Genomic DNA, 25,984 nt, shown 5'->3' on the forward strand with positions numbered 1-25,984 from the left:
CGGGATATTCTCCGGAGGTGTTGGAATGCGTCAGTTTTCGTGGATATCCTTTGTTTGCGTGGCAACGCTGACATGCAGTGCAGCTTGGGCCGGAGATGACCCGATCATAGGCGTCTGGAAGACCGAGCCGGATCGCAAGAACCTGACGTCGCACATCAAGATTACCGCGTGTGGCGATGCGTTTTGCGGGCAAATCCTGTCGGCGTATGACGCGTCGGGCAAAGAGGTTCAGACGCCCAACATCGGTAAGAAACTGTTTTGGGATGTGACCAGCGAAGGCAATGGCAAATACGGAGGGGGCGAATTCTGGGTTCCCCTGATTGACGTGGATGCCGTGCCGCAGATGACGCTTGAGGGCGATACTTTGCGGGTGAAGGGCTGCGAGCATCATATCTGCGCTCATCAATCCTGGACGCGCCTGTAAGGAAGCGGGGCCGGCACTGCCGACCCCGATGTATTACTCAGCGGCCCTAAGAGGTGACCCCGGTGGAGTGTCCTTGCGCGGGTCTTCGGGTTTGTCGTCCCAGATCACTTCGGCCGATTGTGCTTCAAGTGCAGCCTTGTCGGTCTCCATGTCCTGGGCGACTTGGCTGGACTGACCGCTGGACGCACGGACCACAAGTTTCGCTAGCAACACAGCATAGGTCGAAACCCAGACGCGCAGGGCTAGGAATGATGGCGTGACGATCAGGGTCAGGATGGTGGCAATTCCCAAACCAAAGACCACGGCTGTTGCAAGTTGCTTCCACCACAGCGCAGTCGGGCTGTCGATGGAATAACCACCGTTGATAAAGTCCAGCGACAGGCCGAACATCATCGGGGTCAGACCTGCCATAGTGGTCAGGGTGGTTAGCAGAACCGGACGAATACGGGCCTCGGCGGTGCGGATGATCGCCTCGATCCGAGGCATGTAGCGGCTGTATTCCTGATAGGTGTCGATCAGAACAATGTTATTGTTCACCACGATCCCGGCCAAAGCTACGATCCCTGTACCCGTCATGATGATCGAGAAGGGTTGCTGCATCACCATCATGCCCAGCAACACACCGGTGGTCGACAGCACCACCGCCAACAGCACCAGAACCGAGTTGTAGAAGCTATTGAATTGCGCCAACAGGATCACAAACATCAACCCCAGCGCACCCAAGAATGCATTGGCAAGGAAAGCACCGGATTCGGCCTGTTCCTCTTGGTCGCCGGTCCATTCCCAAGAGATCGCCGGACCAAAGGGGTTCGTGACCAGCCATTCTGTCAGCACTGCAATGCGTTCGTTGGGGTTCACCGGCGAGATCGACGCGGACCCTTCGTCGATCAACGCCTGAAGGGCGCCCACGTTTTCAGACCCGGTCAGCAACACAACATCGTACTCAACGCCGTTGGTGCCAGTCAGGCTTAGATCGGTTGCAGTCGTGTCTGCAGCGACCTGTCGCAGCACGGCCAACCTTGTGGAGGTACCGCCAGCGGCCTGAGTTGTAACTTTGCTGAGGCCCGGTTCCACATCCGCCTTCACATCGAAGTATCGCTGCTGGTCGACACGGTTGATCTCGGCCAGTTTTGCAACCGGCTGGCGGGTGACAAAGTTGGAAAGCGGGACCAGTCCGTCGGCTGTCCGGACTTTCAGAGTATCCAGCGTCGACAAAACGCGATCTTCATCGGGCAGGCGGACACGGATCTCGATCTCTTCATCGACCGTTTCGGGGCGCATTTCCCCCAGCAAAAGGCCGCGCGTGACCAGTTGCACCATCGCCCCTACGGTCGCTACATCTGCGCCAAACCGGCCCGCTTTTGCGACGTCGACGTCAATCTGCCAGTCGATACCCGGCAGTGGCAGGGTGTCCTCGATCTTGATTAGGCCGGGAGTTTCGTCGAACATCGCCCGCGCGGCGGTCGTGGCGGCTGTCAGCTGCTCTCGGTTGTCGCCCTTGAGGCGCAGGTGCACCGGTTTGGCCGAAGCCGGGCCTTGTTCCAAGGGCAGGATCTCCACCACGATCCCTGGCAACGTCGCCAGTTCCGCGTTCAACTGATCCAGAACGAAGTCACCGTCATACTCCGGAGCGATTGTCTGGCGGTCCAAAAGGCCAAAGAGGATCGGCTCGGACAGGGTAGGGCGGTCCTCCCACGGGATAATCTCGAACTGTACGCGACCGATCGTGTCGGCCGGTGCCTGTGCGCCACCGTTGTTCTGGTTCAGCCCCCCTTCACCCGCAAACGAAAACACATTGATGACCGCAGGATGGGCACCAATGATTTGCTCGGCAGCCAGCACCATCTCGTCTTTTTCCGCCAACGAGATATTGCCCCGTGCGCGGACATAGGCCGTGGCCTGCTCTGGCTCGCTTTCGACAAAGAACTCGACCCCGCGGTTGTTATTGCCGTAGGCGAACATGACCGCCATCACCAGAATGGCAACGACGACGATGGAAACGACCGGCATGATCGGGTTGCCAACCAGAAACTTGATGAAATGCCCGAACCGAGTGTGTTCGCGCACAGTATGCACGTGCTGATCCGGAGCGCGCTCGATCTTGATCGCGCTCAGCGTGATCGACCCGGCAAAAGCTCCGAGGATGAACAGAACCGCGCCCAACAAAAGGCCACCCGCAGGAATCAGGAAGGCTGGGTTCAACATTTGCATTGCGCCCAGGAACATCAGCAGAAGGGCGGGCGGCACCATCAGGGCGCGCATGTTCCATGAGAACCGCGCACGTAGCCAGTGCGAGGCGCGGTCAAACATACGGCTCAGACGGCCCGAAACACCGCCCATGACCGGCAGGTAGATTAGGGCAACGATCAACGAGGCTGACAGAACAAAGATCAGGGTGACCGGAAGCATGCCCATGAACTCACCCGGTACACCGGGCCAGAACAGCATGGGCAGAAACGCGCACAGCGTTGTCGCGGTCGAGGACACGATGGGCCAGAACATCCGCTGGGCGGCTTCGACATAGGCGTGCATTGGCCCGACGCCGTCCTTGATGCGTTTGTCAGCATACTCCACGACAACGATCGCGCCGTCGACCAGCATGCCCACCGCAAGGATCAGACCAAACATAACGATGTTTGAGATGCTGACACCCATAACTGCAAGAAAGGCGAAACACAAAAGGAACGAGGTCGGAATGGCGAACCCGACCAGCAGGGCTGCACGTGTACCCAATGCGGCCAGCACCACGATCATAACCAGTGCAATCGCCGTCAGGACCGAGCCTTCGAGCTGGCTAACCATTGATCCGACGATGCGGCTTTGGTCGTTCGATGTGCCAAGCTGGATCGCGGCCTGCATCTCGGGCGGCCATTTGGTGCGAGCCTCGGCAATGGTCTTTTTGACGTCTTCAACCGTGTCTATCAGGTTGAAGCCCTTGCGCTTGACTACCTGCAAGGCGACGGTGGATTCGCTGTTGAACCGGGCAGTGCCTTCGCGATCCTCGAACGTATAATTGATCTGCGCCAGCTCTCCCATCGTGACGACGCGGTCACCGTTCACCTTGACCGGCAGGTCATACACGTCCTGAGCCGTTTTGAACGATGAAGGAATCTTGACCGAGAAGGTACCTTGTTCGGTTTCGACCTCACCGGCTGCAATCAGTTGGTTGTTGTTCTGGACGACGTTGATCAATTCAGCGGCCGTGACGTCATAAGCCTCAAGCCGCAACGGGTCGATGATGACCTCAAGCAGTTCGTCCCGGTTGCCCGCAATGCCGGCTTCCAGAACCGAGTCCATGGCCTCAAGATCGTCCTGCAAATCTTTGGCAACGCGCGCCATCGTGCGTTCGGGGACTGCTCCGGTCAGGTTGACGATCACGATCGGGAATTCGGAAAAGTTGATCTCGGTCAGGGAATACTGTTCGGCCCCGTCCGGAAACTCGGCCTGAGCACTGTTCATCGCGTCGCGCACATCGGCCATGATGGCTGTCTTGTCCCAGCCAAAGTCGAACTCGAGCGCGACCCCGGCATAGCTTTCTGCCGCCGTCGAGGTCATCTCTTTCAGGCCGTCCAGGTCGGCCAGCTCGGTCTCCATCGGTTTGACCAGAAGGTTCTCAGAGTCTTCGGCCGAGATCCCTGGAAACTGAACCGAAACGAACAGGGCAGGGATTTCGATGTCCGGCTCGCCTTCCTTGGGCAGGCCAATATAGGCAAAACCACCGATCACCAGCGAAATCGCGATAAAGGCCAGGACCATGCGCGCCCGGCCAGCGGCCCAACTGACGATACCGGTCATTCGGAGGGTTCCTTGTATGTAGGCTCAACCGTCACACCGCTGGTTACGAATTCCTGACCAACAACAATCACGTCAACGGTTTCGGGCAACCCACCCAACCACACGCCCTCTGACGAGTCGCGCAGCAGACTGACAGGCTTGAAGTCGACCACGTTGCCACTGCCGATCGTCCGTATGCCCACTTTTCCTTCGTGGTTCAGGGTCAGGGCCGATTGCGGCAGCAGATGCGCCTTGGCGCCTTCCGCGGCAATGCGGATATCCGCAGTCTGACCGTCGCGGATCGAAAGATCGGGGTTGGGAACGGTAACTTCAACTTCGAAGGTTCGCGTGGTTTCGTCGGCCGATCGGCTCAGAAATGTGACGCGACCGGCGACCTGCAGCCCGGTCACCAATGTTGCCGAGGCCTCGGACCCGACAATCACACGGTTGACCTCGGCTTCGGGGACAAACCCAACCAACTTGATTGGGTCCAGCTGAATCACGGTCGCACACAAAGATCCCGGTTGCATCAGACTACCCAGTTCAGCCGTATCGCTTTCCAGCAGACCGTCAAAAGGTGCCTCAATGGTCTGACGATCAATTTCGCGCCGCGCGGCTTCGACTTCGGCGATGGCGGCTTCAATGCCTGCGCGAGTCGCCTCAAGCCCCGCCTCGGCGGTCTTGATCCCTGCCTCGGCTGTGCGCATGGCCGCCTGGCTTGAAATTTTGCGTGTTTCCGAGCCGAACCCGGTTTCAGACAGGCGCTCGGCGGCGGTCAGATTGATCTCGGCCTCTGCGACCAGGGCGTGCGCCTCTTCCAGACGGGCTTCGGCTTCGGGGATACGGCTTTCGGCCTCCAGCTTGCCCGCCATGGCCTCGGCCAGGCTGGCTGGACGCGTGCCCGGATCAAGTTCACACAGCAAGTCGCCGGCTTTCACAAAGCTGCCCTTACGTTTGGGATCTGAGATCACGGTCGAGGTTGTTTCGGCCAGAACTTCGACCTGCCGGTTGGCTTTCGTCTGCCCACGCAGCAGAACAGCACTGTCAATTTCGCGTGCGGATGACCTAACGGCAACAACACCGACGACGGCCTGAGAAGCCCCCGAAACAGCCTCACCTTGTGCGTCAGAAGCGACATTTTCGTCGGCTTCCGCACGGCCAGCCAAAGCGAAAAGGGCGTCGCGTTCGAAGACTAGCAGAAACAGCGCGACGACAACGAGCAAGGCATTTACCAGTGAAATCAAACGCATGTAGAATTTCTCCCAGAATTCTTCGCCAAGATTTCTTCGGCGCTCAGGCATAAATGTGGGCCTGATTATGTATCTTTTCTACGCTGAACTGAATAGTTTGGTTCACATTTTTGCGCAACCCTGACGGGATAGGGTGAAAATGTGCGAATTCCGGCCCTTGGCTTGGCAAGGGTGCCGGGGTATGACATGGCGCCATACACCACTGACACAGCCCGGAGGGCAGGGATGAGCGACGTCGACAGTTTTATTGATGAGGTGACCGAAGAGGTGCGCCGAGACCGCCTTTACCTGCTGTTGCGCCGGTGGGGGTGGATTGGTGTCCTGCTTGTGGTTCTTATCGTCGGCGGTGCCGCGTTCAACGAAATCCGCAAATCGCGGGCAACTTCGCAGGCTCAGGATTTAGGCGACGCGATTCTTGCAGCGCTGGCCAAGAACGACTCGGGTGAACGCGCGACTGATCTTGCAGCAGTCGAGAGTGCCTCGCCGGGTGGTGACGCTGTTCTGAACATGCTGCTGTCCGCATCACAGGTTGAAGCCGGATCCGAGCAGGATGCAGTGGATAGCCTGAACACGATTGCGGTTCAGGGGGACCTGCCAGAAATCTACCGTGCGATTGCCGCTTTCAAAGCGCTGCTGTTGCAAAGCGATACGATGCCCGCAGCAGACCGCCGCCAACAATTCGAAGCGCTAGCTGCGCCCGGTGCACCGCTGCGGTTGCTGGCTGAAGAACAACTGGCGCTGATAGACGTCGCCGAGGGTAGCATCGATGCGGCTATCGAACGGTTGCAGACATTGCGTCAAGATGCCGAGATCGGTGCTGACCTGCAGCAGCGCGCTGCGCAACTGATTGTGGCCCTTGGGGGCGTACCGGAACCCTTAGTGGCCCGTGAGGGCTGAACTGCGGCGCAAACAACACTGACAGACGAGTTCGGATCATCATGGTAACAAGTCTCTTTTCTCGCGTTGGAGTGTCGGTCGCATTGGCCTCTGTCACGCTTCTGGCGGCATGTGAGGAACCTCAGGTCATCCTTCCCGGCGTCCGCGAGGATATTCGTCCAGCTTCGGACAATGAAGCAGTCGAGACACGCGGATCGAAACCAATCAGCCTGCCGGCACAACAGGCCAACGCCAATTGGTCGCAAAGTCCTGGCACTGTTGCCTATCGTACAACGCACCCGCAACTGCGCGCGACCCCTCAACGGGTTTGGTCGGCGTCGATTGGCAAAGGGGATTCGCGCAAACAACGGATCACAGCAGAGCCCGTCGTCGCAGGCGGATTGATCTACACGCTTGATTCCGAGGCTAATGTGACCGCGACCTCGACCCAGGGTCAGAAAGCTTGGAGCACGAACCTTATTCCCGCAAATGATGGTGACGAGGACGCAACCGGCGGCGGAATGGCGTATGCGAACGGGGTGCTTTACGTGTCGTCCGGGTTTGGCCGTCTGACAGCACTGGATGGCAAGACTGGGGCAATCCGCTGGCAAAAGCGCTTGAACGCGACAGGAAGTGGCGCGCCACTGGTCAACGATGGGCTGCTCTATCTGGTCGCAGGGGACGAAACAGGTTGGGCGGTGGATACCAGCAACGGACGCATTGCCTGGCAGATTCAAGGCACACCGAGCGTGGGTAATGTTCTGGGGGCTCCGGCCCCTGTGATCGCGCAGGATTTTGCGGTGTTTGCATTTGGGTCCGGCGATGTGGCGGCTACTTTTCGCAAGGGCGGAATTCGTCGCTGGAATGCTTCGGTCGCCGGAGGGCGTCGTGGACGGGCGGCGGCCCAGATCGTGGATGTGACCGGAGGGCCGATGGTGGCCGGGGACACTATCTATATCGGCAACCATTCGGGCCGGACCGTGGCGTTCGAGATCGGATCGGGCGAGAGGAAATGGACCGCCGATGAAGGCGCAATCGACACTGTATGGCCGGTTGGCGGAAGCCTGTTCCAGATCAGCGACCGCAGCCAGTTGGTGCGTCTGGACTCGTCCGATGGGTCGATCATCTGGGCGCAGGATCTGCCGGGTTTCGTCAAGGACAAACCCAATCGCCGAGGACCGATCGTTGCGCATTATGGGCCCATTCTGGCTGGGGGGCGCATTGTTGTTGCCTCGAACGACGGTTTTGTACGGTTCTTCAATCCCGTCGACGGGACGCTGTTAAACAGTGTGGAAGTGCCTGGCGGGGCGACAACGGCGCCGGTTGTGGCGGGACAGACGCTGTATGTCGTATCGACCAAAGGTGATCTACACGCTTTCCGTTGACGCAAAGATGCGCTAAAGGGCGCGTCTGAGTCTTGAAAGTTTAGTATCATGTCGCTGACCCTCGCCATCGTGGGGCGCCCCAATGTGGGCAAATCCACCCTGTTCAATCGCCTTGTGGGCAAACGCTTGGCCCTGGTCGACGACCAGCCAGGCGTGACGCGAGACCTGCGCGAAGGCGAGGGGCGTCTGGCCGATCTGCGCTTTACCGTGATCGACACCGCCGGGCTTGAGGACGCGACCGATGACAGCTTGCAGGGCCGGATGCGCCGTCTGACCGAGCGTGCGGTGGACATGGCCGATGTCTGCCTTTTCATGATCGACGCGCGGGTTGGCGTGACACCGACCGACGAGCTTTTCGCTGATATCCTGCGCAAACGTTCGAAACATGTGATCCTTGCGGCGAACAAGGCCGAAGGCTCGGCCGCCGATGCCGGTGTGCTTGAGGCTTATAATCTGGGTCTCGGTGAACCCGTCCGCCTGTCGGGTGAACACGGCGAGGGGATGACGGACCTTTATACTCAGCTGATGCCTTTGGCCGACGCGGCCGAAGAGCAGGCGCAGGATGAGGCCCCGGACACCGATATCGAACTGGATGAAGATGGTGAGGGCGAAACGCCTCTGATCACTGCGGCCAAGCCGTTGCAGGTGGCCGTAGTAGGTCGTCCGAATGCCGGAAAATCTACGTTGATCAATAAAATCATGGGCGAAGATCGTCTGCTGACTGGCCCAGAGGCCGGGATTACCCGCGACGCGATCAGCCTGCGTATTGACTGGGCCGACCCGGATGGCGATAGCACGCCGATGCGGATTTTCGACACGGCGGGTATGCGCAAAAAGGCCAAGGTTCAGGAAAAGCTCGAGAAGCTATCTGTATCAGACGGCCTGCGCGCAGTGAAATTCGCCGAAGTTGTGGTGGTCCTGCTGGACGCGGCGATTCCGTTTGAACAGCAAGACCTTCGCATCGCCGATCTGGCAGAGCGTGAAGGCCGCGCGGTCGTGATCGCGGTGAACAAGTGGGATATCGAAGAGGACAAGCAGGAGAAACTGCGCGACCTCAAGGAATCCTTTGAACGTCTGCTGCCGCAGTTGCGCGGCGCGCCTCTGATCACCGTGTCTGCGAAAACAGGCCGGGGACTGGAGCGCTTGCGCTCTGCCATCCTGCGGGCCCATGATGTGTGGAACCGCCGTGTACCGACTGCGGCGCTGAACCGGTGGCTGACCGCAATGCTGGAGCAGCACCCGCCGCCAGCGCCGCAAGGTCGCCGAATCAAACTGCGCTATATGACACAGGCCAAAACCCGCCCGCCGGGATTTGTGGTGATGTGCTCGCACCCTGACAAGATGCCCGAAAGCTATAACCGCTATCTGGTCAATGGTCTGCGAGAGGATTTTGACATGCCCGGCACACCCATCCGCCTGACGCTGCGCGGGCAGGGTGACAAGAACCCATACAAGGGACGGCGCAAGAAAAACGCTGGTGCTTTAGCCAAGCATCTCAAAGGTCGCGCGTAACTGCGCCAATTTTCAGCATTTTCAGCGGTAGGGCGTGACATGCCTCGAACTGCGCGCTAGCATTCAAGCGCGTGCATCTGTTTTTGCACGCACGGGTTGCATGCGGAGATTCCGCGCTTAATTTCATGTTGATATTGAACCGGGCCATCGTGAGGGGCGGGCTGGATGGATCTTAGGGAATACACACGACAATACGCAGTCCAGGACAATCGCCTGGCTGCACTGAGTTACTTTGGAACTTTTGCCGTTTATTTTACGTCGCTGGCGCTGGCGATTGCATATGTGGATCAATGGTTCATCATGATCCCTGCCGGAGTAGTTTTTGCCTTCTCAGCTGTGCGGCTTTACGTCTTGCAGCATGATTGCGGGCATCACTCACTGTTCGAGACGCGCCAGCAAAACGAGTGGGCGGGGCACGGGCTGTCCCCCTTCACATTTGCCCCTTTTGAAGTGATGAAGCAGAACCATAACCTTCACCACTCGGGCATAGGCAATCTGGAACATCGCGAAACCGGTGAAATCCACACCATGACCCTGCGTGAATGGAATGAGGCAGACTGGAAAACCCGTTTTTTCTATCGCCTTTATCGCAATCCGTTCATTCTGGTTCCAGTAGGTGCGTTGTTTACCTATTTCATTCGTTATCGCTGGCCCAAAAACACTGTCCGGTTTGGGGTGGCGGGGGTGGTACTGCACAACCTGTCGATCGTCGTATTTTTGGGTCTGCTTTACCTCATCGCTGGCGGTACCGGCGTTTTGGTGTGGATTGTGTTCTCATTTCTGGGCGGGATGCTGGGTGTGTTCCTTGTGTACCTCCAGCACAATTTCGAGGACACCTACTGGGACCGCCGTCCCGACCTTGACCCCAAGCTGGCAGCTTTGCATGGTTCCTCTGCGCTGGATTTCGGCTGGTGGTTCGACAATGCTGTCGCTTGCATCACGTTGCACGACATCCATCATTTCAATGCGCGTATCCCATCCTATCGGCTGCGCGAATGCCACTATAACCTTCCTGCCGAATATACGCCCCGCCGGATCAAGTTCCCCGAGGCCGTCGCGGCACTGAACCTCAAGCTGTGGGACGAGGATGCCAAACGCCTGGTACCTTTCCCAAAGAAGACGCGGACAACAAATCTGGCCCATAGCAGCTAGCCCATAGATCATATCGCTTGCGGAATTGTATATTCTGTGTATATACAATTCATTGGGCGATGAAGAAAGGACAAAGAATGACCGCAGTGACCAATGTCAAAGGTGTAGGCGAAGCGTTGGGAAAAGCGCTTGTAGCCAATGGCTTCAAAACAGCCGAAGCCATTGCCAAGGCAAACCCCGCTGATCTGGTCAAGGTCCCGCGAATTGGGGCGGCGCGCGCTCCTTTGTTGATTGCCGCCGCGAAAGAGGCGGTGTCGTCCAAACCTGCAACCAAACCAACTGCAAAACCTGCCGCGCGCCGGACGGCCGTACGCAAACCGGCCACGCGTAAACCTGCGGCACGCAAGACCGTGGCCGCTGCCGCCGCCGAAAAACGTGCGCAAGAGGCGGCGCGTAAAGCGACCGAGGAGAAAGCAGCAGCAGAAGCTGCCGAAGCAAAGGCAAAGAAAAAGGCCAAAGCTAAGGCCAAGGCTGAAAAAGCGGCGAAGAAACGGGCAGAGATGGAAGCCGTGTTCTCGAAAGCCAAGGATAAGGTGAAGGCCAAGACGAAGAAGGGCAAAAAGTCCAAAAAGGACGACAAAGCCAAAGACAGTAAGAAAAAAGATGACAAGAAGAGTGGCAAGAAAAAGGATAAGAAAAAGGCGAAGAAGTAAGACTTCTTCGCCCCTTGATCTTGTTGTAACCGGCGGCTGCGGCGCGCCGGTTTTCTTATGCCAGCGTTCCGTCCGTTTGCAGCGTCAGCTTGCCGCCAAGATAGGGGGAGAGCACCTCGGGCAGGGTGACGGTGCCATCGGCGTTCTGCCCGTTTTCCAGCACCGCAATCAGGCAACGCCCGACCGCCAGACCCGAACCGTTCAGCGTGTGAACATATTCCGGCTTACCGCCGCCTTCGGGACGGAATCGTGCGTTCATGCGGCGCGCCTGAAAATCACCACAGGTCGAAACCGAGCTGATCTCACGATACGTGTTCTGACCGGGCAGCCACGCTTCGATGTCATAGGTGCGGCGCGCGCCAAAGCCCATGTCGCCGGTGCACAGGATCACGGTGCGATAGGGCACGCCCAGTTTCTCCAAAATGCCCTCGGCGCAGCGCAGCATGCGTTTCTGCTCGTCGTCCGAATTGTCCGGATGCGTGACCGAGACCATCTCGACCTTTTCGAACTGGTGCTGGCGCAGCATGCCGCGTGTGTCCTTGCCCGCGCTGCCAGCCTCGGACCGGAAGCACAGGGAATGCGCGGTATAGCGGCGGGGCAGGTAGCTTTCCTCGATCATTGTGTCGTTGACGATATTGGTCAGCGAAACCTCGGACGTCGGTATCAGCCACCAGCCTTCGCGGGTCTGATAGCTGTCCTCTCCGAATTTCGGCAATTGGCCGGTGCCCTGCATCATTTCCGACAGAACCAGTACGGGGCCGTTCACCTCGGTCAGTTCGTTTTCATTGATATGTGTGTCCAGCATGAACTGCGCCAACGCGCGGTGGATGCGGGCGACGCCGCCGGATAGCAGCACAAAACGCGAGCCGGACAGTTTAGCGGCAGTTTCAAAATCCATACCGGTCTGAACGGCGTCGATCTCAAAATGCTCTTTCGGGGCAAAGTCCAGCTCGCGCGGGGTGCCCCAGCGGTTGACCTCGACATTGTCGTTTTCATCCGCGCCTTCGGGCACGTCCTCGGCGGGCAGGTTGGCGATGCGGATTAGTTGATCCGCAAGCAGAGCGTCCAGGTCCTTGGCCTCGGTCTGCATTTGGGCGATCTCGGCCTTTTTCTCGGCGACCAGCGCGCGCAGACGTTCGAACTCGGCCTCATCACCGCGCGCTTTGGCAGCACCGACCTCTTTGCTGGCCTTGTTCTGTTCGGCCTGAGCGGTCTCAGCCGCCAGAATTTTCGCACGGCGGCTTTCGTCCAGCCGAAGCAGGTCCGACGACACCGGCGCGTCCCCACGGCGCGCAAGGGCGGCGTCGAAGGCGGCGGGGTTTTCGCGAATGGCGCGGATGTCGTGCATGTCTCAGATCCTTGAATGCGTGAATCACTGAGACCGCTTATGCACCATCTGAACCGCAGGGTGTAGCACCGGTTACGACTTATCCGCTCCCTCGTGGGATTCATGCGCCAGATGGCCATCCCATTCTTCGACCGGGATCTTGGGTTCGGGTGGATCAGCCATGTAAGATGGGGTCATGATCTGTACTCCGTTTTCATTAAAAACGGCCACGATATTGCGGTGCAGGTCGGATCGGATCTTGGGAATGATGCTGCCCCGCGTGCTATAGCCGTTGATCTGGTAATTGATCGCGTAATCGGCCAAAGCCGTCCACAAAACAAAGGGTTCGGGCTTGGCTTTGATCCCTTTGGTTCGGCGGGCGGCCTCGATCAGCATGGCCTCGACCTTTTCGGGCGGTTCTTCATATCCGATGCCGACGGTGGTGTGCAGCAGCAGCCCGCTGCCATCGGTTTTCTTTGAGAAATTCACCACGTCAGAGTTCATCAGCTGCGCGTTGGGGATCGAGATCAGTTCGTTCTTGATGGATTTCAGATGTGTCTCCATCAGCTTGATCTGAACCACGTCGCCAATGTGGTCGCCAATCTGAATGCGGTCCCCGATTGAGGTCGAGCGGCGGTAAATGACGAACAGCCCGGCCAGCATGTTCGAAACGACCGAGTTCGCACCTAGTGACAGCATCGCGCCTACAAGAATGGTCAAGCCTTGAAAAGCAGCGGAATCTGATCCCGGAATGTAAGGAACGGCAAAGACCAGCGCGATCAGGATGACGACGACGCGTGCGATGTTGAAAGTTGGACTCACCCAGTGTTTTTCAAAATCCCCTAGATCGAATGACCCGGCCTCGACGGCGTCAAAAAACACTCGCATGCCCCGAATGATATAAAGCGTGACCCAGCTGATTAGACCCAGCATGATCAAGTTGGGTATGTAACTAAGGATGCCCTTGAAGATCAGTAGAACAGGCTCAGTCAGGTAAGTCAGCAGAAGCTGCGCAAAGTACCGGGTTTCTGCAAAGGCGAGCAGGACGAAGGACAGATAATAGTAGAAACCCAGAAAGAAGATCACCAGCAGAACGAAATTCAGGCCATATCGAACCAGTGCGGCAATTGCTTCAGCCTGAACGCTTTTGGCGGTGGCAGTTTCCACGTCCTTCAGATGCCGTTGTACGAATTTCAGCGTCTTGCGTCTGATCCTGCGATGCAGCCAAAGGATTATTGCAACAAAGATAGCAAAGCCGATTGTCCATGCGGTGGCTTCGATCGCGCCGGAAACTCGCGCTTGATCAGTTCGATTGGACCTGTAGGCCTGGATCGCTTGCTCAATGGCCTCGCCATGGAGAAAACCGAGAACTTCCAGTTCAATTTGCTCTAGTTCCGCGTCGGCGACTGTCACAACCGATACCGAAAGTCCGTCGACCAGTATGCGTGTGCCGAGTTCAGTATCCTCATAAGTGATTGTGACTTCGAGGCTATCCGAAGCTTCGGCCGCTTCTATTATTTTTTCCTGTACTGCTTCGGCGCGTTCCGATGCTGGTAGTGCACTGGAACCACGTAAGAAAAACAGAGTATCACCGTCCACGATAACGGGTGCTTTGAAAGTCTCGGATTGTTCTTCATTTTCGACAGGGACTTCGACCGTTTCCTGACCAGAAGCAGGCACCGCACAAAGGCAAACCCATACTGTCGTGACCAGTATCTGAAGTAGCAATCCCAGTTTCAGATGAATGTGCGCCATTGGACCCCCCGCGGTTCAACTATATCGACGCAAGCGCTTGTTTCTAGGACTTAACTGCAACGCTTGGCCAAATCTTTGCGCATTATCTAAGTTTGGGTGCAAAAACCTGTACCGCCATTCCTTGCAAACAGTCAGTTCAAAGAATAGGTTCTCGCAAAATTTGCGGGCCTTTCCGCAAACACCAAACCAAAAGGAATATCCCATGGAAGGTGGCGCAATCGCCCAGTTTCTCCCGCTGATCCTGATCTTTGCGATCATGTATTTCTTGCTGATCCGTCCGCAGCAGAAAAAGATGAAGGAACATCAGGCCATGGTCGAGGCCGTGCGCCGGGGCGATCAGGTCGTCACCCAAGGTGGTCTGATCGGCAAAGTATCGAAGGTCAAGGAAGGCGAGAACGAGATTGAGGTCGAGCTGGCTGAAAACGTCAAGGTCCGTGTTGTTAAATCGACCATCGCTCAGGTTCTGAACAAGACCGAGCCTGCGAAGTAATTTCGCGCGATATCTCGTTGAAAAGGCAGGGTAATGCTGCAAATTGATACCTGGAAGCGGGTTCTGATCTGGTCGGTCTGCGTGATCGGCCTGCTCATGGCCCTGCCGAATGCGTTCTACACGCGCGTCGAGCAATCCAACGATGCCAAAGCCGCGATCGAGCTTGGCATCGACACCCCAGACATGCAGGCTGAGGCGGCGCAGTGGCCGAATTGGCTGCCGTCCTCGCTGGTCAATCTGGGGCTGGACCTGCGCGGCGGCGCGCATCTTTTGGCCGAGGTCAAGGTTCAGGACGTCTACGAATCCCGCATGGATGCCATGTGGCCGGAAATCCGCGACGCTTTGCGCGATGAGCGGGCTACGGTTGGCACGATCCGCCGTCAGGACTCGGCCCCTGACGAGATTCGCGTGCGCATCAGCCAGCCCGAGGGGATGGCCCGTGCTCTTGAGGTCGTGCGCGGTTTGGCCCGTCAGGTCCAGACGCTTTCGGGCGTTGGCGCGACCGATATCGAAGCCCGCGCCGAGGGTGACACTATCGTTGTGCAACTGTCGGATGCCGAAAAGCTGGCCTCAGACGACCGCACCGTGCGACAGTCGCTTGAGATCATCCGCCGCCGGATTGACGAGGTCGGCACCCGCGAGCCCACGATTCAACGCCAGGGCGCGGATCGTATCCTGATTCAGGTGCCAGGCATCGGCTCGGCAGGTGAGCTGAAGGACATCATCGGCACGACAGCCCAACTGACCTTCAATCCCGTCGGCGGTCGCACCACCGACGCAGATGCAACGCCGGGTATCGGGCAGGAAGTTGTGCCCTCGATTGATGAAGAGGGTGTGTATTACATTATCGACTCGGCCCCTGTTGTAACGGGTGAGGAGCTGGTCGATGCCCAGCCTGCGTTCGACCAGAACGGCCGTCCGGCAGTCAGCTTCCGGTTCAACACCTCGGGCGCGCGTAAATTCGGCGACTATACGCTGGAAAACATCGGCGCGCCGTTTGCGATTGTGCTGGATGATGAGGTGATCTCTGCCCCTGTGATCCAGAGCCACATTCCGGGTGGGTCGGGCATCATCACCGGTAATTTTACCGTCGAGGAAAGCACTAATCTGGCCGTCCTGCTGCGCGCAGGCGCGCTGCCTGCTGGGTTGGATTTCCTGGAAGAGCGCACCATCGGCCCAGAGCTGGGGCAAGATAGCATCGACGCTGGCAAAGTGGCGACCATCGTGGCCTTTGTGGCTGTGCTGGTCTTTATGGCGCTCAGCTATGGGTTGTTCGGCATCTTCGCCAATATTGCGTTGATACTGAACGTCGGGCTGCTGTTTGGTCTTCTATCACTGATCGGGGCGACGCTGACTCTGCCGGGGATCGCGGGGATCGTGCTGACGGTCGGCATGGCGGTGGATGCCAACGTGCTGATCTTTGAACGTATCCGCGAGGAACTGAAATCCGCCCGAGGTCCGGCCCGTGCAATTGAACTGGGTTATGAAAAGGCACTGTCGGCCATTCTGGACGCGAACGTCACCACATTCATCACGGCGACGATCCTGTTTGCCATGGGTAGCGGCCCGGTACGCGGCTTTGCCATTACTCTGGGTCTGGGTATCCTCACCTCGGTCTTCACCGCGATCTTCGTGACGCGCCTGATGATCGTGATGTGGTTCGAACGCCGCCGCCCGAAAACGATCGAGGTTTGATCATGAGACTGAAACTTGTCCCGCAGGAAACTTCGTTCGATTTCTTCAGCCGCTGGAAGGTCTGGCTGGGCATTTCCGGCCTGATGATGGTCGTGGCCTTCACGTCCTTCATGCTGCAAGGTCTGAACTTCGGCATCGACTTCCGGGGCGGCACCACGATCCGCACCCAATCCGCGCAAGAGATCGACGTCGGTGCCTATCGCGACGCCATCGCGCCGCTGGAATTGGGAGATGTCACCATCACCGAGATTTTCGACCCGAACTTTGGCGAGGACGAAAACGTCGCCATGATCCGCATTCAGGCGCAAGCCGACGCCGAGGCGGTCTCGGCCGCGACGGTAACGGCTGTGGAAGAGGCATTAAAGGCGGCAACCCCCGATATTCAATTCGTGTCGGTCGAATCCGTCGGCCCCAAAGTTTCGGGTGAGTTGATCCAGACCGCCGTGATCGCCGTTGTCCTCGCGATCGGGGCCGTGCTGGTCTATATCTGGCTACGGTTCGAATGGCAGTTTGCCCTGGGGGCGGTTGCGGCCCTTGTGCATGACGTGATCCTGACCATCGGCATCTTTTCGGAACTGCAAATCCGCTTCGATCTGGCGATCATCGCCGCTCTGCTGACCATCGTGGGCTATTCGCTGAACGACACGGTGGTTGTCTTTGACCGGGTGCGTGAAAACTTGCGGAAGTACAAGAAGAAAGACCTGAAAGAGGTGTTGAACATCTCGATCAATGAGACCCTCAGCCGGACGGTCATGACCTCGGTCACAACCTTGCTGGCGCTGATCTCGCTTTATGTGCTGGGCGGAGACGTCATCCGTGGCTTTGTCTTTGCGATGATCTGGGGCGTGATCGTGGGGACGTATTCCTCGGTCTTTGTGGCCTCAACCATCCTGCTGTGGCTGGGTGTCAAACGCGACTGGTCCAAGCCGTCGAATACGGCGGGCAACCAGTTTGCAAACGTCGACGCCTGATTTTATCGGCCAGTCCCCGGCGGGGCTGGCCGTTATTCTTTTTGCGGCCTTCCTCAGCGGTATCGTGCGCGGGTTTTCCGGCTTTGGCACCGCTCTGATCTTCTTGCCCATCGCGACACCTTATCTCGGCCCGTTCGGCGCGCTGATCGGCCTGACCATCATGGACATCTTCGGGCCGCTCCCCAACCTGCGCCGCGCGTGGCGCGAGGTTGAGCGGGGCGATCTGATCCGCCTTGTGGCCGGATGTGCGCTGATCTTGCCGGTTGGCCTTTGGGTGCTGACGCAGGTCGACCCGGATGTGTTTCGATACGCTGTCAGCCTGTTGGCCCTCGCGATGCTGGCCATCCTGATCCTGGGCCTGCGCTACCACGGTCCTGTCGGCCTCGCGATGGTGGTCGGGATCGGCTGCGCGGCGGGGTTCCTGGGCGGAGTAGCGGGCTTGCCAGGCCCCGCCGTGATCCTGTTCTACATGTCGCGCCCTCTGCCAGTTACCGTCATCCGCGCAACGATCCTGCTGTTTCTGTTCGCGTTTGACTTCCTGCTGTTCGGCTATCTGACCGGAATGGGCCGCGTAACCCTCGCGGCCGCGCTGCTGGGCATCATGCTTGCCATCCCCAATCTGATCGGCAACTGGCTGGGCGGGAAATTGTTCCGCCCCGAATACGAGCGGCTATACCGCGCCGCCGCATATGTTGCGATTGCACTTGCCGCCTTGTCGGGCCTGCCAGTTTGGGGCTAAAAACCCCTCTATGCGCCTTAACGAGATCACCTATACCAACGCCACCCCGATAGACGGCTACGGCCCCGGCTTTTTTCGCATCGGCGGACAGGTCCACGATGGTCCGGTTCTAACCGGCCCAAACGGAACAACCGGGTGGAACGGGTATGACGACCAAACACCTCTGCTAAACCTCGCCGATCATATCGACGTGCTGTTCATCGGCACCGGTGCCGAGCTGACCCATATCTCGGCCACCCTGCGCCGTACGCTCGAAGACGCAAGCATCGGCGTCGAGATCATGAATTCTCCGGCCGCCTGCCGCACCTACAATGTGTTGCTTTCTGAGGGTCGCCGTATCGCGATGGCCGCACTCCCTGTCTGAAGGATCCTCCTTCATCTGGCCATAAATACCTCTGGGAGCGTGAGGGGCTGGCCCCTCACTCCTGACCTGACCACACAAAGCCACCGTCAAAGCTCTGCGGCAATTCCCACCTTTTGTCCGCCTCCACAATCCGTTAAGCGGGCGCTATGACACTGACCGTGACCGATCTGGCCATCACCCGTGGCGGCATTCCCGTGCTCGAAGGGCTCAGCTTTACGCTGCCTGCCGGCAAAGCGCTGATCCTGCGTGGGCCAAACGGAATCGGCAAGACCACTCTTCTGCGTACGCTGGCCGGGCTACAGCCTCCGTTGCAAGGGCGCATTGAAGGGGCCGAGGATCAGATCGCCTATGCCTCGCATTCCGACGGGCTGAAACCCACGTTGACGGTTGTTGAGAACCTTAACTTCTGGGCCTCGGTATTTGGAACTCAAGGCATCCAGCCCGCGCTGGACGCTTTTGCCCTGAATGATCTGGCCGACCGCCACGCGGGCAACCTGTCGGCTGGGCAGAAGCGGCGTCTCGGGCTGGCGCGGATGCTGGTTACGGGACGGCCGATCTGGATGCTGGACGAACCGACCGTCTCGCTGGACCAAAACGCGGTGAAGATGTTCGCCGACGCGGTACGCACGCATCTGGGGCAAGGGGGCTCGGCCCTGATTGCCACCCATATCGACCTCGGCCTGGACGGAGAAGTTCTGGATGTCGGCCCCAACAAGGCCAAACCCAAACCCATCGACGACTTCGACGGAGGTTTCCTGTGATAGCCCTTCTGCTGCGGGACCTTAAACTGGCGCTGCGTGCGGGCGGCGGGTTCGGCCTTGGTCTAGCTTTCTTCCTGATTGTCACGGTGCTGGTGCCGTTCTCAGTGGGGCCGCAATCCTCGCTGCTCTCGACCATCGCGCCGGGTATCCTGTGGCTGGGCGCTCTGCTAGCCTGCCTGCTGTCGTTGGACCGCCTGCTGGCGCTGGATTGGGAGGACGGCTCGCTCGACCTGCTGGCCACGGCACCACTGCCACTGGAATCGGTGGTCACGATCAAGGCGTTGGCCCATTGGCTGACCACCGGCCTGCCACTGGTACTGGCCGCGCCTTTTCTGGGCGTGCTGCTGAACCTGCCGGTGCCGGGGTTCTCGTGGCTGGTGATCTCGCTGCTGATCGGCACCCCGGCCATGAGCGTCATCGGCACCTTCGGCGCCGCGCTGACCGTCGGCCTGAAGCGTGGCGGTTTGCTGCTGTCGCTGCTGGTCCTGCCGCTGTACGTCCCCACGCTGATCTTCGGCGCCGAAGTCGCCCGTCGAGGCGCCACGGGGATGGAAACCCAGACCCCACTGCTCATGCTGGCGGGGATCACTGCCGCCACTATTGCGTTGCTGCCGTTTGCCAGCGCCGCCGTTTTGCGTATCAACCTTCGGTGACGTGCTCAAACTTTGACTGAGGTCAATTGAGAACACGCCCGACTCGGACTAGATAAGGCCCATGTCTATCGCAGCCAAAGCCAACGCCCTCTGGGAATACGCCAATCCGCGCAAATTCCTTTCCACCAGTGAACGGGTGATGCCGTTTTTCTGGATCACGTCCATCGCCTGCATCGTCGTGGGGCTGATCTGGGGGTTCTTCTTCACGCCTGATGATTACAAGCAAGGATCAACCGTCAAGATCATCTACTTGCATGTTCCCGCAGCGCTGATGGCAATCAATTGCTGGCTGATGATGCTGGCCACCTCGCTGGTCTGGCTGGTGCGTCGCCACCATGTCAGCGCATTGGCTGCGCGCGCTGCCGCCCCCATCGGTATCGTCATGACGCTGATCGCACTGGCGACGGGCGCGATTTGGGGTCAGCCCATGTGGGGCACGTGGTGGGCCTGGGACCCGCGCCTGACCTCATTCCTGATCCTGTTCCTGTTCTACCTGGGCTACGTCGCCCTGTGGGAAGCGATCGAAGACCCGGATACCGCCGCCGATCTGACCTCTGTTCTATGTCTAGTGGGATCCGTCTTTGCGCTCCTCAGCCGCTATGCGGTGAATTTCTGGAATCAGGGGCTACATCAGGGTGCGTCTGTCATGCGGGCTGCCGCAGTGACCGGTGCAGATACCGAGGAAAAGGTCAGCAATATCTATTTCTATCCGCTGCTTCTGTGCATGATCGGGTTTGTCCTGCTGTTCATTGCGCTGGTGCTGTATCGCACGGGTACGGAGATCCGCGCGCGCCGGATCAAGGCGCTGCTGGCACGAGAAAGGGTAAACGGATGATCCCTGATCTTGGAAAATACGCCGACACGGTGATGTGGTCCTATGTCGTCTCGATTGCTTTGCTGGTCGCGTTGATCGTGTTCAGCGTGATGCGAGGCCGAAAAGTCCGCGCCGAAATGGAGAAGGTCGAGCAAAGGACTACTCGCAATGGCTAAAATCTCACCTCTGATGGTTGCGCCACCGCTGATCTTTGGGGCGTTCGCCGTGCTGGCCGCCGTAGGAATGTTTCGCGACGATCCAAACGCGCTCCCCTCAGCCCGCGAAGGACAACCCGCGCCGCCGGTTGTATTGACACAGTTCGAGGGCAAGCCAAATTTCGACGATGCCACCCTGCGCGATGGTGAAGTCAAGCTGGTCAACTATTGGGCCAGTTGGTGCGCGCCCTGCCGGGTTGAGCATCCGAACCTGCAGGCGCTGTCCGACGAAGGCATCCCGGTCTACGGCATCAACTACAAGGACCAGTTGGACAATGCCGAAGGTTTCCTGGCTGAACTGGGTGATCCCTATGCAGGGATTGGACGAGATGAACAGGGCCGCATGGGGCTGGACTGGGGCGTCTACGGCGTGCCGGAAACCTATGTGATCAACGGCGAGGGTACGATCATCCTGCGCTTTGCCGGTCCGATCACGCAGCGGGTGATCGAAAGTACGATCCGCCCGGCTTTGGAAAAGGCGGCAGCCAACTAGAACCCGCCCCTTCTTCTGCTCAAAAACATTTCGGAGCGGGGGGCAGAGCCTCGTAAAGCAAAAAAGGACGCCTGCTGGCGTCCTTTCTGGTTTCAAACCTGGCCTTAGATCACCCCACTTTGGCGAGGTTCCGCAGCACATATTGCAGCACACCACCGTTCTCGATGTATTCGATCTCGGGCGCGGTATCGATGCGGCATTTCAAGGTGATGGTCTTCTCGGACCCGTCCGCATAGGTGATGGTGCAGGGCACCTCTTGCAGCGGCTCAACACTGTCCAGCCCGGTGATCGAGACCGTCTCATCCCCCGTCAGACCCAGCGACTTGCGGGTATCGCCGCCGGTGAATTCCAGCGGAATAACACCCATCCCCACAAGGTTCGAGCGGTGGATACGCTCAAAGCTTTCGGCGATCACCGCCTTAACACCCAGCAAAGCAGTCCCCTTGGCGGCCCAGTCGCGGCTGGAGCCTGCGCCATATTGCTCACCGCCAAAGACCACCAGCGGCGTTCCCTGCGCCTGATAGGCCATCGACGCCTCATAGACCGAGGTCTGCTGACCATCCGGCCCCTTGGTGTAGCCGCCCTCGACGCCATCCAGCATCTCGTTCTTGATGCGGATATTGGCGAAGGTGCCGCGCATCATGACCTCGTGATTGCCCCGGCGCGACCCGTAGGAGTTGAACTCGCGCGGTTGCACCTGACGGTCGGTCAGATATTTGCCCGCAGGCGTCTGCGTGGCAAATGACCCGGCGGGCGAGATGTGGTCGGTCGTCACCATATCGCCAAGGATCAGCAGCACCTTGGCCCCGTCGATGTTCGAGATTGTTCCCGGTTCTGGGCTCATGCCCTGAAAATAAGGCGGGTTCTGGATATAGGTCGATGTGGGCGGCCAGTCATAGGTTTCCTGCTGGGGCACCTCGACGTCTTGCCATTTCTCATCGCCTTTGAAGACATCGGCATATTTCGATTGGAACGCCTCGCGGGTGACGGTCTGCTGCACCAGCTCGGCAATCTCGCTTTGGGTTGGCCAGATGTCTTTCATGAAGACGTCGTTGCCGTTGTTGTCCTGCCCAATCGGTTCCGAGGTCAGGTCGATATCCATCGTTCCTGCCAGCGCATAGACCACCACCAGCGGCGGTGAGGCCAGATAGTTGGCGCGCACATCCGGCGAAATCCGCCCCTCAAAGTTGCGGTTGCCCGATAGGACCGAGGTGGCGACCAGATCGCCCTCGGCAATTGCCTCGGACAGTTCTTTCTGGATGGGCCCCGAGTTGCCAATACAGGTGGTGCAGCCATAGCCTACAAGGTTAAAGCCGATCTTGTCCAAATCGGCCTGTAGACCGGCGGCCTCAAGATAGGCCGACACAACCTGCGACCCGGGTGCGAGGGAAGTTTTGACCCATGGCTTGCGGTCCAGCCCCAGCGCGGCGGCCTTACGCGCCACAAGTCCCGCGCCGATCATCACATAGGGGTTCGAGGTGTTGGTACAAGAGGTGATCGAGGCGATCACGACCTTGCCCGATTCCAGCGTGTAGTCTTCGCCTTTGACAGGCACTTCCTTGCCCATCGGGCGCTTGAACGTCTCGGCCATTTCACGCTCGAACGCGGATTTGGCGTCGGTCAGGGCGACGTAGTCCTGCGGCCGTTTGGGCCCCGAGATTGCCGGAACGATGGTGCCCATATCCAGGCTCAGCGTGTCGGTGTAGATCGGGTTGTAATTCTCATCCCGCCAGAGCCCGTTTTCCCTGGCATAGGCTTCAACCAGCGCCAGACGATCTTCATCCCGGCCGGTATTACGCATATAGCGCAGGGTCTCGCCGTCGATCGGGAAGAACCCGCAGGTCGCACCATATTCCGGCGCCATGTTCGCAATGGTCGCTCGGTCGGCCAGCGGCAGACGGTCCAGACCTTCGCCAAAGAACTCGACGAATTTGCCCACCACGCCCTTTTCGCGCAGCATCTCGACGACTTTCAGAACCAGATCGGTGCCGGTGGTGCCTTCGACCATTGCGCCGGTCAGCTCAAAGCCCACAACCTCGGGGATCAGCATCGAGATCGGCTGACCCAGCATCGCAGCCTCGGCCTCGATCCCGCCGACGCCCCAGCCAAGAACCGCCATGCCGTTGACCATGGTGGTGTGGCTGTCGGTGCCGACCAGCGTGTCGGGGTAGGCGACCTCATCCCCGTTTTGGTCGGTGTCGGTCCAGACGGTTTGGGCCAGATATTCAAGGTTCACCTGATGACAGATGCCGGTGCCGGGGGGTACAACGCGGAAGTTGTTGAACGCCGACTGGCCCCATTTCAGGAACTGGTAGCGTTCCATATTGCGTTGATACTCGCGGTCCACATTCATCTGGAACGCGCGCGGGTTGCCGAATTCGTCAATCATGACCGAGTGGTCGATGACCAGATCGACCGGGTTCAGCGGGTTGATCTTTTGCGCGTCACCGCCCAAGCCCTTGATCCCGTCGCGCATCGCAGCCAAATCGACCACCGCGGGAACGCCGGTGAAATCCTGCATCAACACGCGGGCCGGGCGATAGGCGATCTCGCGAGGGTTTTTGCCGCCATTGCTGGCCCATTCGCCAAACGCCTTGATGTCATCGACCGAGACGGAAAAGCCCGCATCCTCGAACCGCAGCATATTTTCCAGCACCACTTTCAGAGCGGCAGGCAAGCGCGAGAAATCGCCAAGCCCGGCCTCTTGCGCGGCGGGGATTGAATAATAGGCAATGGACTTGCCATTCACGCTTAGACTGCGGCGTGTCTTGGCGGTGTCCTGTCCGGTTTTGATGGGCATCAGGTGGCCTCCCTCTCAAATGACTTGGAAATTGGGATTCGCTATGGGTTTTCTGTAGCATGATTGTTTCCTGTATGGGCGCAGGAAACCCTTCTCATTTATTTTGTATGCAGTGGTATGCAATTCAAGAGGCTTCTATTGCGGTTTCTCAAGAAACCTTGATTGGTGGGTGAAGCGCAAAGAATGGTACACCATTCACGCAGGTTATCGCATCCAGACATAATAGTTATCAGCCCGAGGTCAGATATGATCAGAACCGCCGCCATTGCCTCTTTGCTTTCACTTGTTTTGACCGCTCCTGTAGCGGCCGAAAGCGACCCGGTCGTGATCGAGCTGTTCACCTCACAAGGTTGTTCGTCCTGCCCGCCTGCCGACAAGCTGATGCACGAGCTGGTCAAGCGCGATGATGTGATCGGTCTGGCCCTGCATGTGGATTACTGGGATTACATCGGTTGGGAGGATGAATATGCCAAGCCCGACCACACCTTGCGCCAGCGGGCCTATGCCCGTTGGGGGGGGCGCTCGATGATTTACACGCCGCAGATGGTCATCAACGGTCAGCAAGATGTTGTCGGCGCGAAATCGCAAGAGCTTGAACGGATCATCAACGCCCATCTGACCGCCGCGCCCGAGGCCGAGGTCGTGGCTGCACGTGTTGGAAACGAAGTGACTGTGGATGTCACCCCAGTCGACCTGCCAGGTGGCGGGACCTACGACGTGCGGGTGGTCCAGTATTCACCCATGCGCCATGCCTCGATCCGTCGCGGAGAGCTGGCGGGGCATGAGCTTGACTATGCCAATGTGGTCGAATCCTGGCAGATGGCCGGGAAATGGGAAGGGGTCGCGCCGCAGCAGTTTTCGGCTCAGCTGACATCGGATTTGCCTGCAGTCGTTCTGGTGCAGATGGCAGGTCACGGCCCGATTGTTGCGGCGGCTAAGGTCAAGTAATCAGGGCATGTCCTCGGGCTGGACCCCCAGCCCATTCCAGGTTTTCCACCGGCGGTGAATCCAGAACCACTGACCCATGTTCTTGCGAACCATGGCCTCAAGATCGTCATTAGTGAACTGAGTCATGGTTCTGGGGTCGGTGTGCTCGACCGGGTCGTGCAGGACGATTTCGAAATCAATACCGTTAGGTTGGCGTACAGCATAGCAAGGGATCAAAACGGCGTTGTATTTCATCGCCAATTCCGCGTTCAGCACCGAGGTGACAGCGGGCTTGCCGAAAAACGTCAACTCTTCACCGCCATGCGCGTGGAGATCGGACACAATCGCAATGATCCCGCCTTTCTTAAGCGTGCGAACCATCTCGACCATTCCTCGGCGACCCTGTTCGAACATCGGGGCACCGGTTTTGTAGAAAGCATCGACATACATATCGTTGAAGTACGGATTCGCCATACGGCGATACAGGCATCCAATGGGTTGCCCGCTGCGGGTTTGTAGGGCTATCCGCGCGGCAAGGTAATGCCCAAAATGCGCCGTGATCATCATCACCGGCTTGCCATGTGCAACCGCGTCGTCAAACGCGGCGATACCAGGACCAGAAATCTTGGCGTGGCTTTGGCGTTCGGTGAAGCCTTCGGGTGAAAAATGCTCCATGATTGCGCGCCCAGCGTTGTCGGGTACTGCCTTGCAGATCCGGCTGACCTCTTCTTCCGGCAGCTCTGGGCAGGTCAGCTTGAGGTTGGTGCTCACGCGTTTTGTAAAGCCGACCACAGGTGCCAGAGCGCGCATGAGTGCGCCCATGGTTGCTATCCGCCGCTCGTAGGGCAACAGCCGCATTGCGCCGATTAGGCCCCTCAGAAAAAGACCGGTCACATAGTATTTGCCAAGCTCAAAACGGCTGAGTTCAGACTTTTCAACGGGCATTCGGGGTCT

At 58.6% G+C, this 25,984-nt stretch carries 23 protein-coding genes; 17 read left to right on the forward strand and 6 right to left on the reverse strand.

Annotated elements, in window-relative coordinates:
* Positions 1-25: 25 nt before the first annotated feature.
* Positions 26-424, forward strand: coding sequence for a DUF2147 domain-containing protein (locus AC2FNR_RS10095; protein WP_170354569.1), 399 nt, complete (start codon positions 26-28; stop codon positions 422-424).
* Between the two features lie 33 nt (positions 425-457).
* Here AC2FNR_RS10095 and AC2FNR_RS10100 read toward each other — a convergent pair whose 3' ends face one another.
* Together AC2FNR_RS10100 and AC2FNR_RS10105 are read right to left on the reverse strand one after the other, a co-directional pair.
* Entirely contained in the window at positions 458-4,219 is a 3,762-nt protein-coding gene (locus AC2FNR_RS10100; RefSeq protein ID WP_496848963.1) for an efflux RND transporter permease subunit, read from the reverse strand.
* Entirely contained in the window at positions 4,216-5,448 is a 1,233-nt protein-coding gene (locus AC2FNR_RS10105) for an efflux RND transporter periplasmic adaptor subunit (RefSeq protein ID WP_170752513.1), read from the reverse strand. The genes AC2FNR_RS10100 and AC2FNR_RS10105 overlap by 4 nt, the downstream gene beginning before the upstream one ends.
* 225 nt (positions 5,449-5,673) lie before the next feature.
* Between AC2FNR_RS10105 and AC2FNR_RS10110 the strand changes: the two genes are divergently transcribed.
* From AC2FNR_RS10110 to AC2FNR_RS10130, 5 genes are all read left to right on the forward strand, one after another.
* Positions 5,674-6,345 carry a hypothetical protein gene (locus AC2FNR_RS10110; RefSeq protein ID WP_496848964.1) on the forward strand — a complete coding sequence of 224 codons (672 nt, stop codon included), beginning with the start codon at positions 5,674-5,676 and terminating at the stop codon, positions 6,343-6,345.
* A 41-nt stretch (positions 6,346-6,386) separates the two neighbouring features.
* The gene (locus tag AC2FNR_RS10115) at positions 6,387-7,709 is read left to right on the forward strand and encodes a PQQ-like beta-propeller repeat protein (RefSeq protein WP_496848965.1); all 1,323 of its coding nucleotides are present in this window, start codon (positions 6,387-6,389) and stop codon (positions 7,707-7,709) included.
* Between the two features lie 48 nt (positions 7,710-7,757).
* Positions 7,758-9,221 (forward strand): ribosome biogenesis GTPase Der, encoded by a 1,464-nt coding sequence (gene der / locus AC2FNR_RS10120; RefSeq protein WP_496848966.1) that lies wholly within the window; start codon positions 7,758-7,760, stop codon positions 9,219-9,221.
* Between the two features lie 165 nt (positions 9,222-9,386).
* The gene (locus AC2FNR_RS10125; protein ID WP_170752519.1) at positions 9,387-10,373 is read left to right on the forward strand and encodes a fatty acid desaturase; all 987 of its coding nucleotides are present in this window, start codon (positions 9,387-9,389) and stop codon (positions 10,371-10,373) included.
* Between the two features lie 77 nt (positions 10,374-10,450).
* Positions 10,451-11,026, forward strand: a complete 576-nt coding sequence (locus AC2FNR_RS10130) for a helix-hairpin-helix domain-containing protein (RefSeq protein ID WP_496848967.1) — start codon at positions 10,451-10,453, stop codon at positions 11,024-11,026.
* A 55-nt stretch (positions 11,027-11,081) separates the two neighbouring features.
* Here AC2FNR_RS10130 and serS read toward each other — a convergent pair whose 3' ends face one another.
* Positions 11,082-12,374 carry a serine--tRNA ligase gene (serS, locus tag AC2FNR_RS10135; RefSeq protein ID WP_496848968.1) on the reverse strand — a complete coding sequence of 431 codons (1,293 nt, stop codon included), beginning with the start codon at positions 12,372-12,374 and terminating at the stop codon, positions 11,082-11,084.
* Positions 12,375-12,446: 72 nt separating this feature from the next.
* The gene (locus AC2FNR_RS10140; RefSeq protein ID WP_496848969.1) at positions 12,447-14,108 is read right to left on the reverse strand and encodes a mechanosensitive ion channel family protein; all 1,662 of its coding nucleotides are present in this window, start codon (positions 14,106-14,108) and stop codon (positions 12,447-12,449) included.
* Positions 14,109-14,310: 202 nt separating this feature from the next.
* Between AC2FNR_RS10140 and yajC the strand changes: the two genes are divergently transcribed.
* From yajC to AC2FNR_RS10190, 10 genes are all read left to right on the forward strand, one after another.
* Positions 14,311-14,598 (forward strand): preprotein translocase subunit YajC, encoded by a 288-nt coding sequence (gene yajC, locus AC2FNR_RS10145; protein WP_170325331.1) that lies wholly within the window; start codon positions 14,311-14,313, stop codon positions 14,596-14,598.
* Positions 14,599-14,631: 33 nt separating this feature from the next.
* Positions 14,632-16,293, forward strand: a complete 1,662-nt coding sequence (gene secD, locus AC2FNR_RS10150; RefSeq protein ID WP_496848970.1) for a protein translocase subunit SecD — start codon at positions 14,632-14,634, stop codon at positions 16,291-16,293.
* Between the two features lie 2 nt (positions 16,294-16,295).
* Entirely contained in the window at positions 16,296-17,264 is a 969-nt protein-coding gene (secF, locus tag AC2FNR_RS10155) for a protein translocase subunit SecF (RefSeq protein ID WP_496848971.1), read from the forward strand.
* On the forward strand, positions 17,245-18,003 hold the full coding sequence (locus AC2FNR_RS10160; RefSeq protein WP_496848972.1) for a TSUP family transporter: 759 nt from the start codon (positions 17,245-17,247) through the stop codon (positions 18,001-18,003). The genes secF and AC2FNR_RS10160 overlap by 20 nt, the downstream gene beginning before the upstream one ends.
* A gap of 10 nt (positions 18,004-18,013) precedes the next feature.
* The gene (locus AC2FNR_RS10165) at positions 18,014-18,367 is read left to right on the forward strand and encodes an Mth938-like domain-containing protein (RefSeq protein WP_496848973.1); all 354 of its coding nucleotides are present in this window, start codon (positions 18,014-18,016) and stop codon (positions 18,365-18,367) included.
* Between the two features lie 146 nt (positions 18,368-18,513).
* Positions 18,514-19,128, forward strand: a complete 615-nt coding sequence (ccmA, locus tag AC2FNR_RS10170) for a heme ABC exporter ATP-binding protein CcmA (protein ID WP_170354555.1) — start codon at positions 18,514-18,516, stop codon at positions 19,126-19,128.
* Positions 19,125-19,781: a heme exporter protein CcmB gene (gene ccmB / locus AC2FNR_RS10175; protein ID WP_170354554.1), complete on the forward strand. Its 657-nt coding sequence runs from the start codon at positions 19,125-19,127 to the stop codon at positions 19,779-19,781. The genes ccmA and ccmB overlap by 4 nt, the downstream gene beginning before the upstream one ends.
* A gap of 61 nt (positions 19,782-19,842) precedes the next feature.
* The gene (locus AC2FNR_RS10180) at positions 19,843-20,616 is read left to right on the forward strand and encodes a heme ABC transporter permease (protein ID WP_480865829.1); all 774 of its coding nucleotides are present in this window, start codon (positions 19,843-19,845) and stop codon (positions 20,614-20,616) included.
* Positions 20,613-20,771: a heme exporter protein CcmD gene (ccmD, locus tag AC2FNR_RS10185; RefSeq protein ID WP_496848974.1), complete on the forward strand. Its 159-nt coding sequence runs from the start codon at positions 20,613-20,615 to the stop codon at positions 20,769-20,771. Before AC2FNR_RS10180 ends, ccmD begins: the two co-directional genes overlap by 4 nt.
* The gene (locus tag AC2FNR_RS10190) at positions 20,764-21,303 is read left to right on the forward strand and encodes a DsbE family thiol:disulfide interchange protein (protein WP_170752530.1); all 540 of its coding nucleotides are present in this window, start codon (positions 20,764-20,766) and stop codon (positions 21,301-21,303) included. Before ccmD ends, AC2FNR_RS10190 begins: the two co-directional genes overlap by 8 nt.
* Positions 21,304-21,412: 109 nt before the next feature.
* Here the strand turns inward: AC2FNR_RS10190 and acnA are convergent, their stop codons facing one another.
* Complete coding sequence (gene acnA / locus AC2FNR_RS10195; RefSeq protein WP_496848975.1) at positions 21,413-24,103, reverse strand: aconitate hydratase AcnA; 2,691 nt, start codon at positions 24,101-24,103, stop codon at positions 21,413-21,415.
* Between the two features lie 246 nt (positions 24,104-24,349).
* Here acnA and AC2FNR_RS10200 point away from each other — a divergent pair, with 246 nt between their 5' ends.
* Positions 24,350-25,051: a DUF1223 domain-containing protein gene (locus AC2FNR_RS10200; RefSeq protein ID WP_496848976.1), complete on the forward strand. Its 702-nt coding sequence runs from the start codon at positions 24,350-24,352 to the stop codon at positions 25,049-25,051.
* Here the strand turns inward: AC2FNR_RS10200 and AC2FNR_RS10205 are convergent, their stop codons facing one another.
* Positions 25,052-25,975, reverse strand: coding sequence for a lysophospholipid acyltransferase family protein (locus AC2FNR_RS10205; RefSeq protein WP_496848977.1), 924 nt, complete (start codon positions 25,973-25,975; stop codon positions 25,052-25,054).
* Positions 25,976-25,984: the final 9 nt, after the last annotated feature.

The organism is Ruegeria sp. SATB045, from assembly GCF_059613525.1.

Coding starts and splice junctions, on each gene's coding strand:
- ccmD (WP_496848974.1), top strand. CDS start 20,613: ATGATCCCTGATCTTGGAAAATACGCCGACACGGTGATGTGGTCCTAT.
- AC2FNR_RS10140 (WP_496848969.1), bottom strand. CDS start 14,108: ATGGCGCACATTCATCTGAAACTGGGATTGCTACTTCAGATACTGGTC.
- secF (WP_496848971.1), top strand. CDS start 16,296: ATGAGACTGAAACTTGTCCCGCAGGAAACTTCGTTCGATTTCTTCAGC.
- ccmA (WP_170354555.1), top strand. CDS start 18,514: ATGACACTGACCGTGACCGATCTGGCCATCACCCGTGGCGGCATTCCC.
- AC2FNR_RS10130 (WP_496848967.1), top strand. CDS start 10,451: ATGACCGCAGTGACCAATGTCAAAGGTGTAGGCGAAGCGTTGGGAAAA.
- AC2FNR_RS10095 (WP_170354569.1), top strand. CDS start 26: ATGCGTCAGTTTTCGTGGATATCCTTTGTTTGCGTGGCAACGCTGACA.
- yajC (WP_170325331.1), top strand. CDS start 14,311: ATGGAAGGTGGCGCAATCGCCCAGTTTCTCCCGCTGATCCTGATCTTT.
- AC2FNR_RS10200 (WP_496848976.1), top strand. CDS start 24,350: ATGATCAGAACCGCCGCCATTGCCTCTTTGCTTTCACTTGTTTTGACC.
- serS (WP_496848968.1), bottom strand. CDS start 12,374: ATGCACGACATCCGCGCCATTCGCGAAAACCCCGCCGCCTTCGACGCC.
- AC2FNR_RS10190 (WP_170752530.1), top strand. CDS start 20,764: ATGGCTAAAATCTCACCTCTGATGGTTGCGCCACCGCTGATCTTTGGG.
- AC2FNR_RS10110 (WP_496848964.1), top strand. CDS start 5,674: ATGAGCGACGTCGACAGTTTTATTGATGAGGTGACCGAAGAGGTGCGC.
- acnA (WP_496848975.1), bottom strand. CDS start 24,103: ATGCCCATCAAAACCGGACAGGACACCGCCAAGACACGCCGCAGTCTA.
- AC2FNR_RS10115 (WP_496848965.1), top strand. CDS start 6,387: ATGGTAACAAGTCTCTTTTCTCGCGTTGGAGTGTCGGTCGCATTGGCC.
- AC2FNR_RS10105 (WP_170752513.1), bottom strand. CDS start 5,448: ATGCGTTTGATTTCACTGGTAAATGCCTTGCTCGTTGTCGTCGCGCTG.
- AC2FNR_RS10165 (WP_496848973.1), top strand. CDS start 18,014: ATGCGCCTTAACGAGATCACCTATACCAACGCCACCCCGATAGACGGC.
- der (WP_496848966.1), top strand. CDS start 7,758: ATGTCGCTGACCCTCGCCATCGTGGGGCGCCCCAATGTGGGCAAATCC.
- secD (WP_496848970.1), top strand. CDS start 14,632: ATGCTGCAAATTGATACCTGGAAGCGGGTTCTGATCTGGTCGGTCTGC.
- AC2FNR_RS10180 (WP_480865829.1), top strand. CDS start 19,843: ATGTCTATCGCAGCCAAAGCCAACGCCCTCTGGGAATACGCCAATCCG.
- AC2FNR_RS10125 (WP_170752519.1), top strand. CDS start 9,387: ATGGATCTTAGGGAATACACACGACAATACGCAGTCCAGGACAATCGC.
- AC2FNR_RS10205 (WP_496848977.1), bottom strand. CDS start 25,975: ATGCCCGTTGAAAAGTCTGAACTCAGCCGTTTTGAGCTTGGCAAATAC.
- AC2FNR_RS10100 (WP_496848963.1), bottom strand. CDS start 4,219: ATGACCGGTATCGTCAGTTGGGCCGCTGGCCGGGCGCGCATGGTCCTG.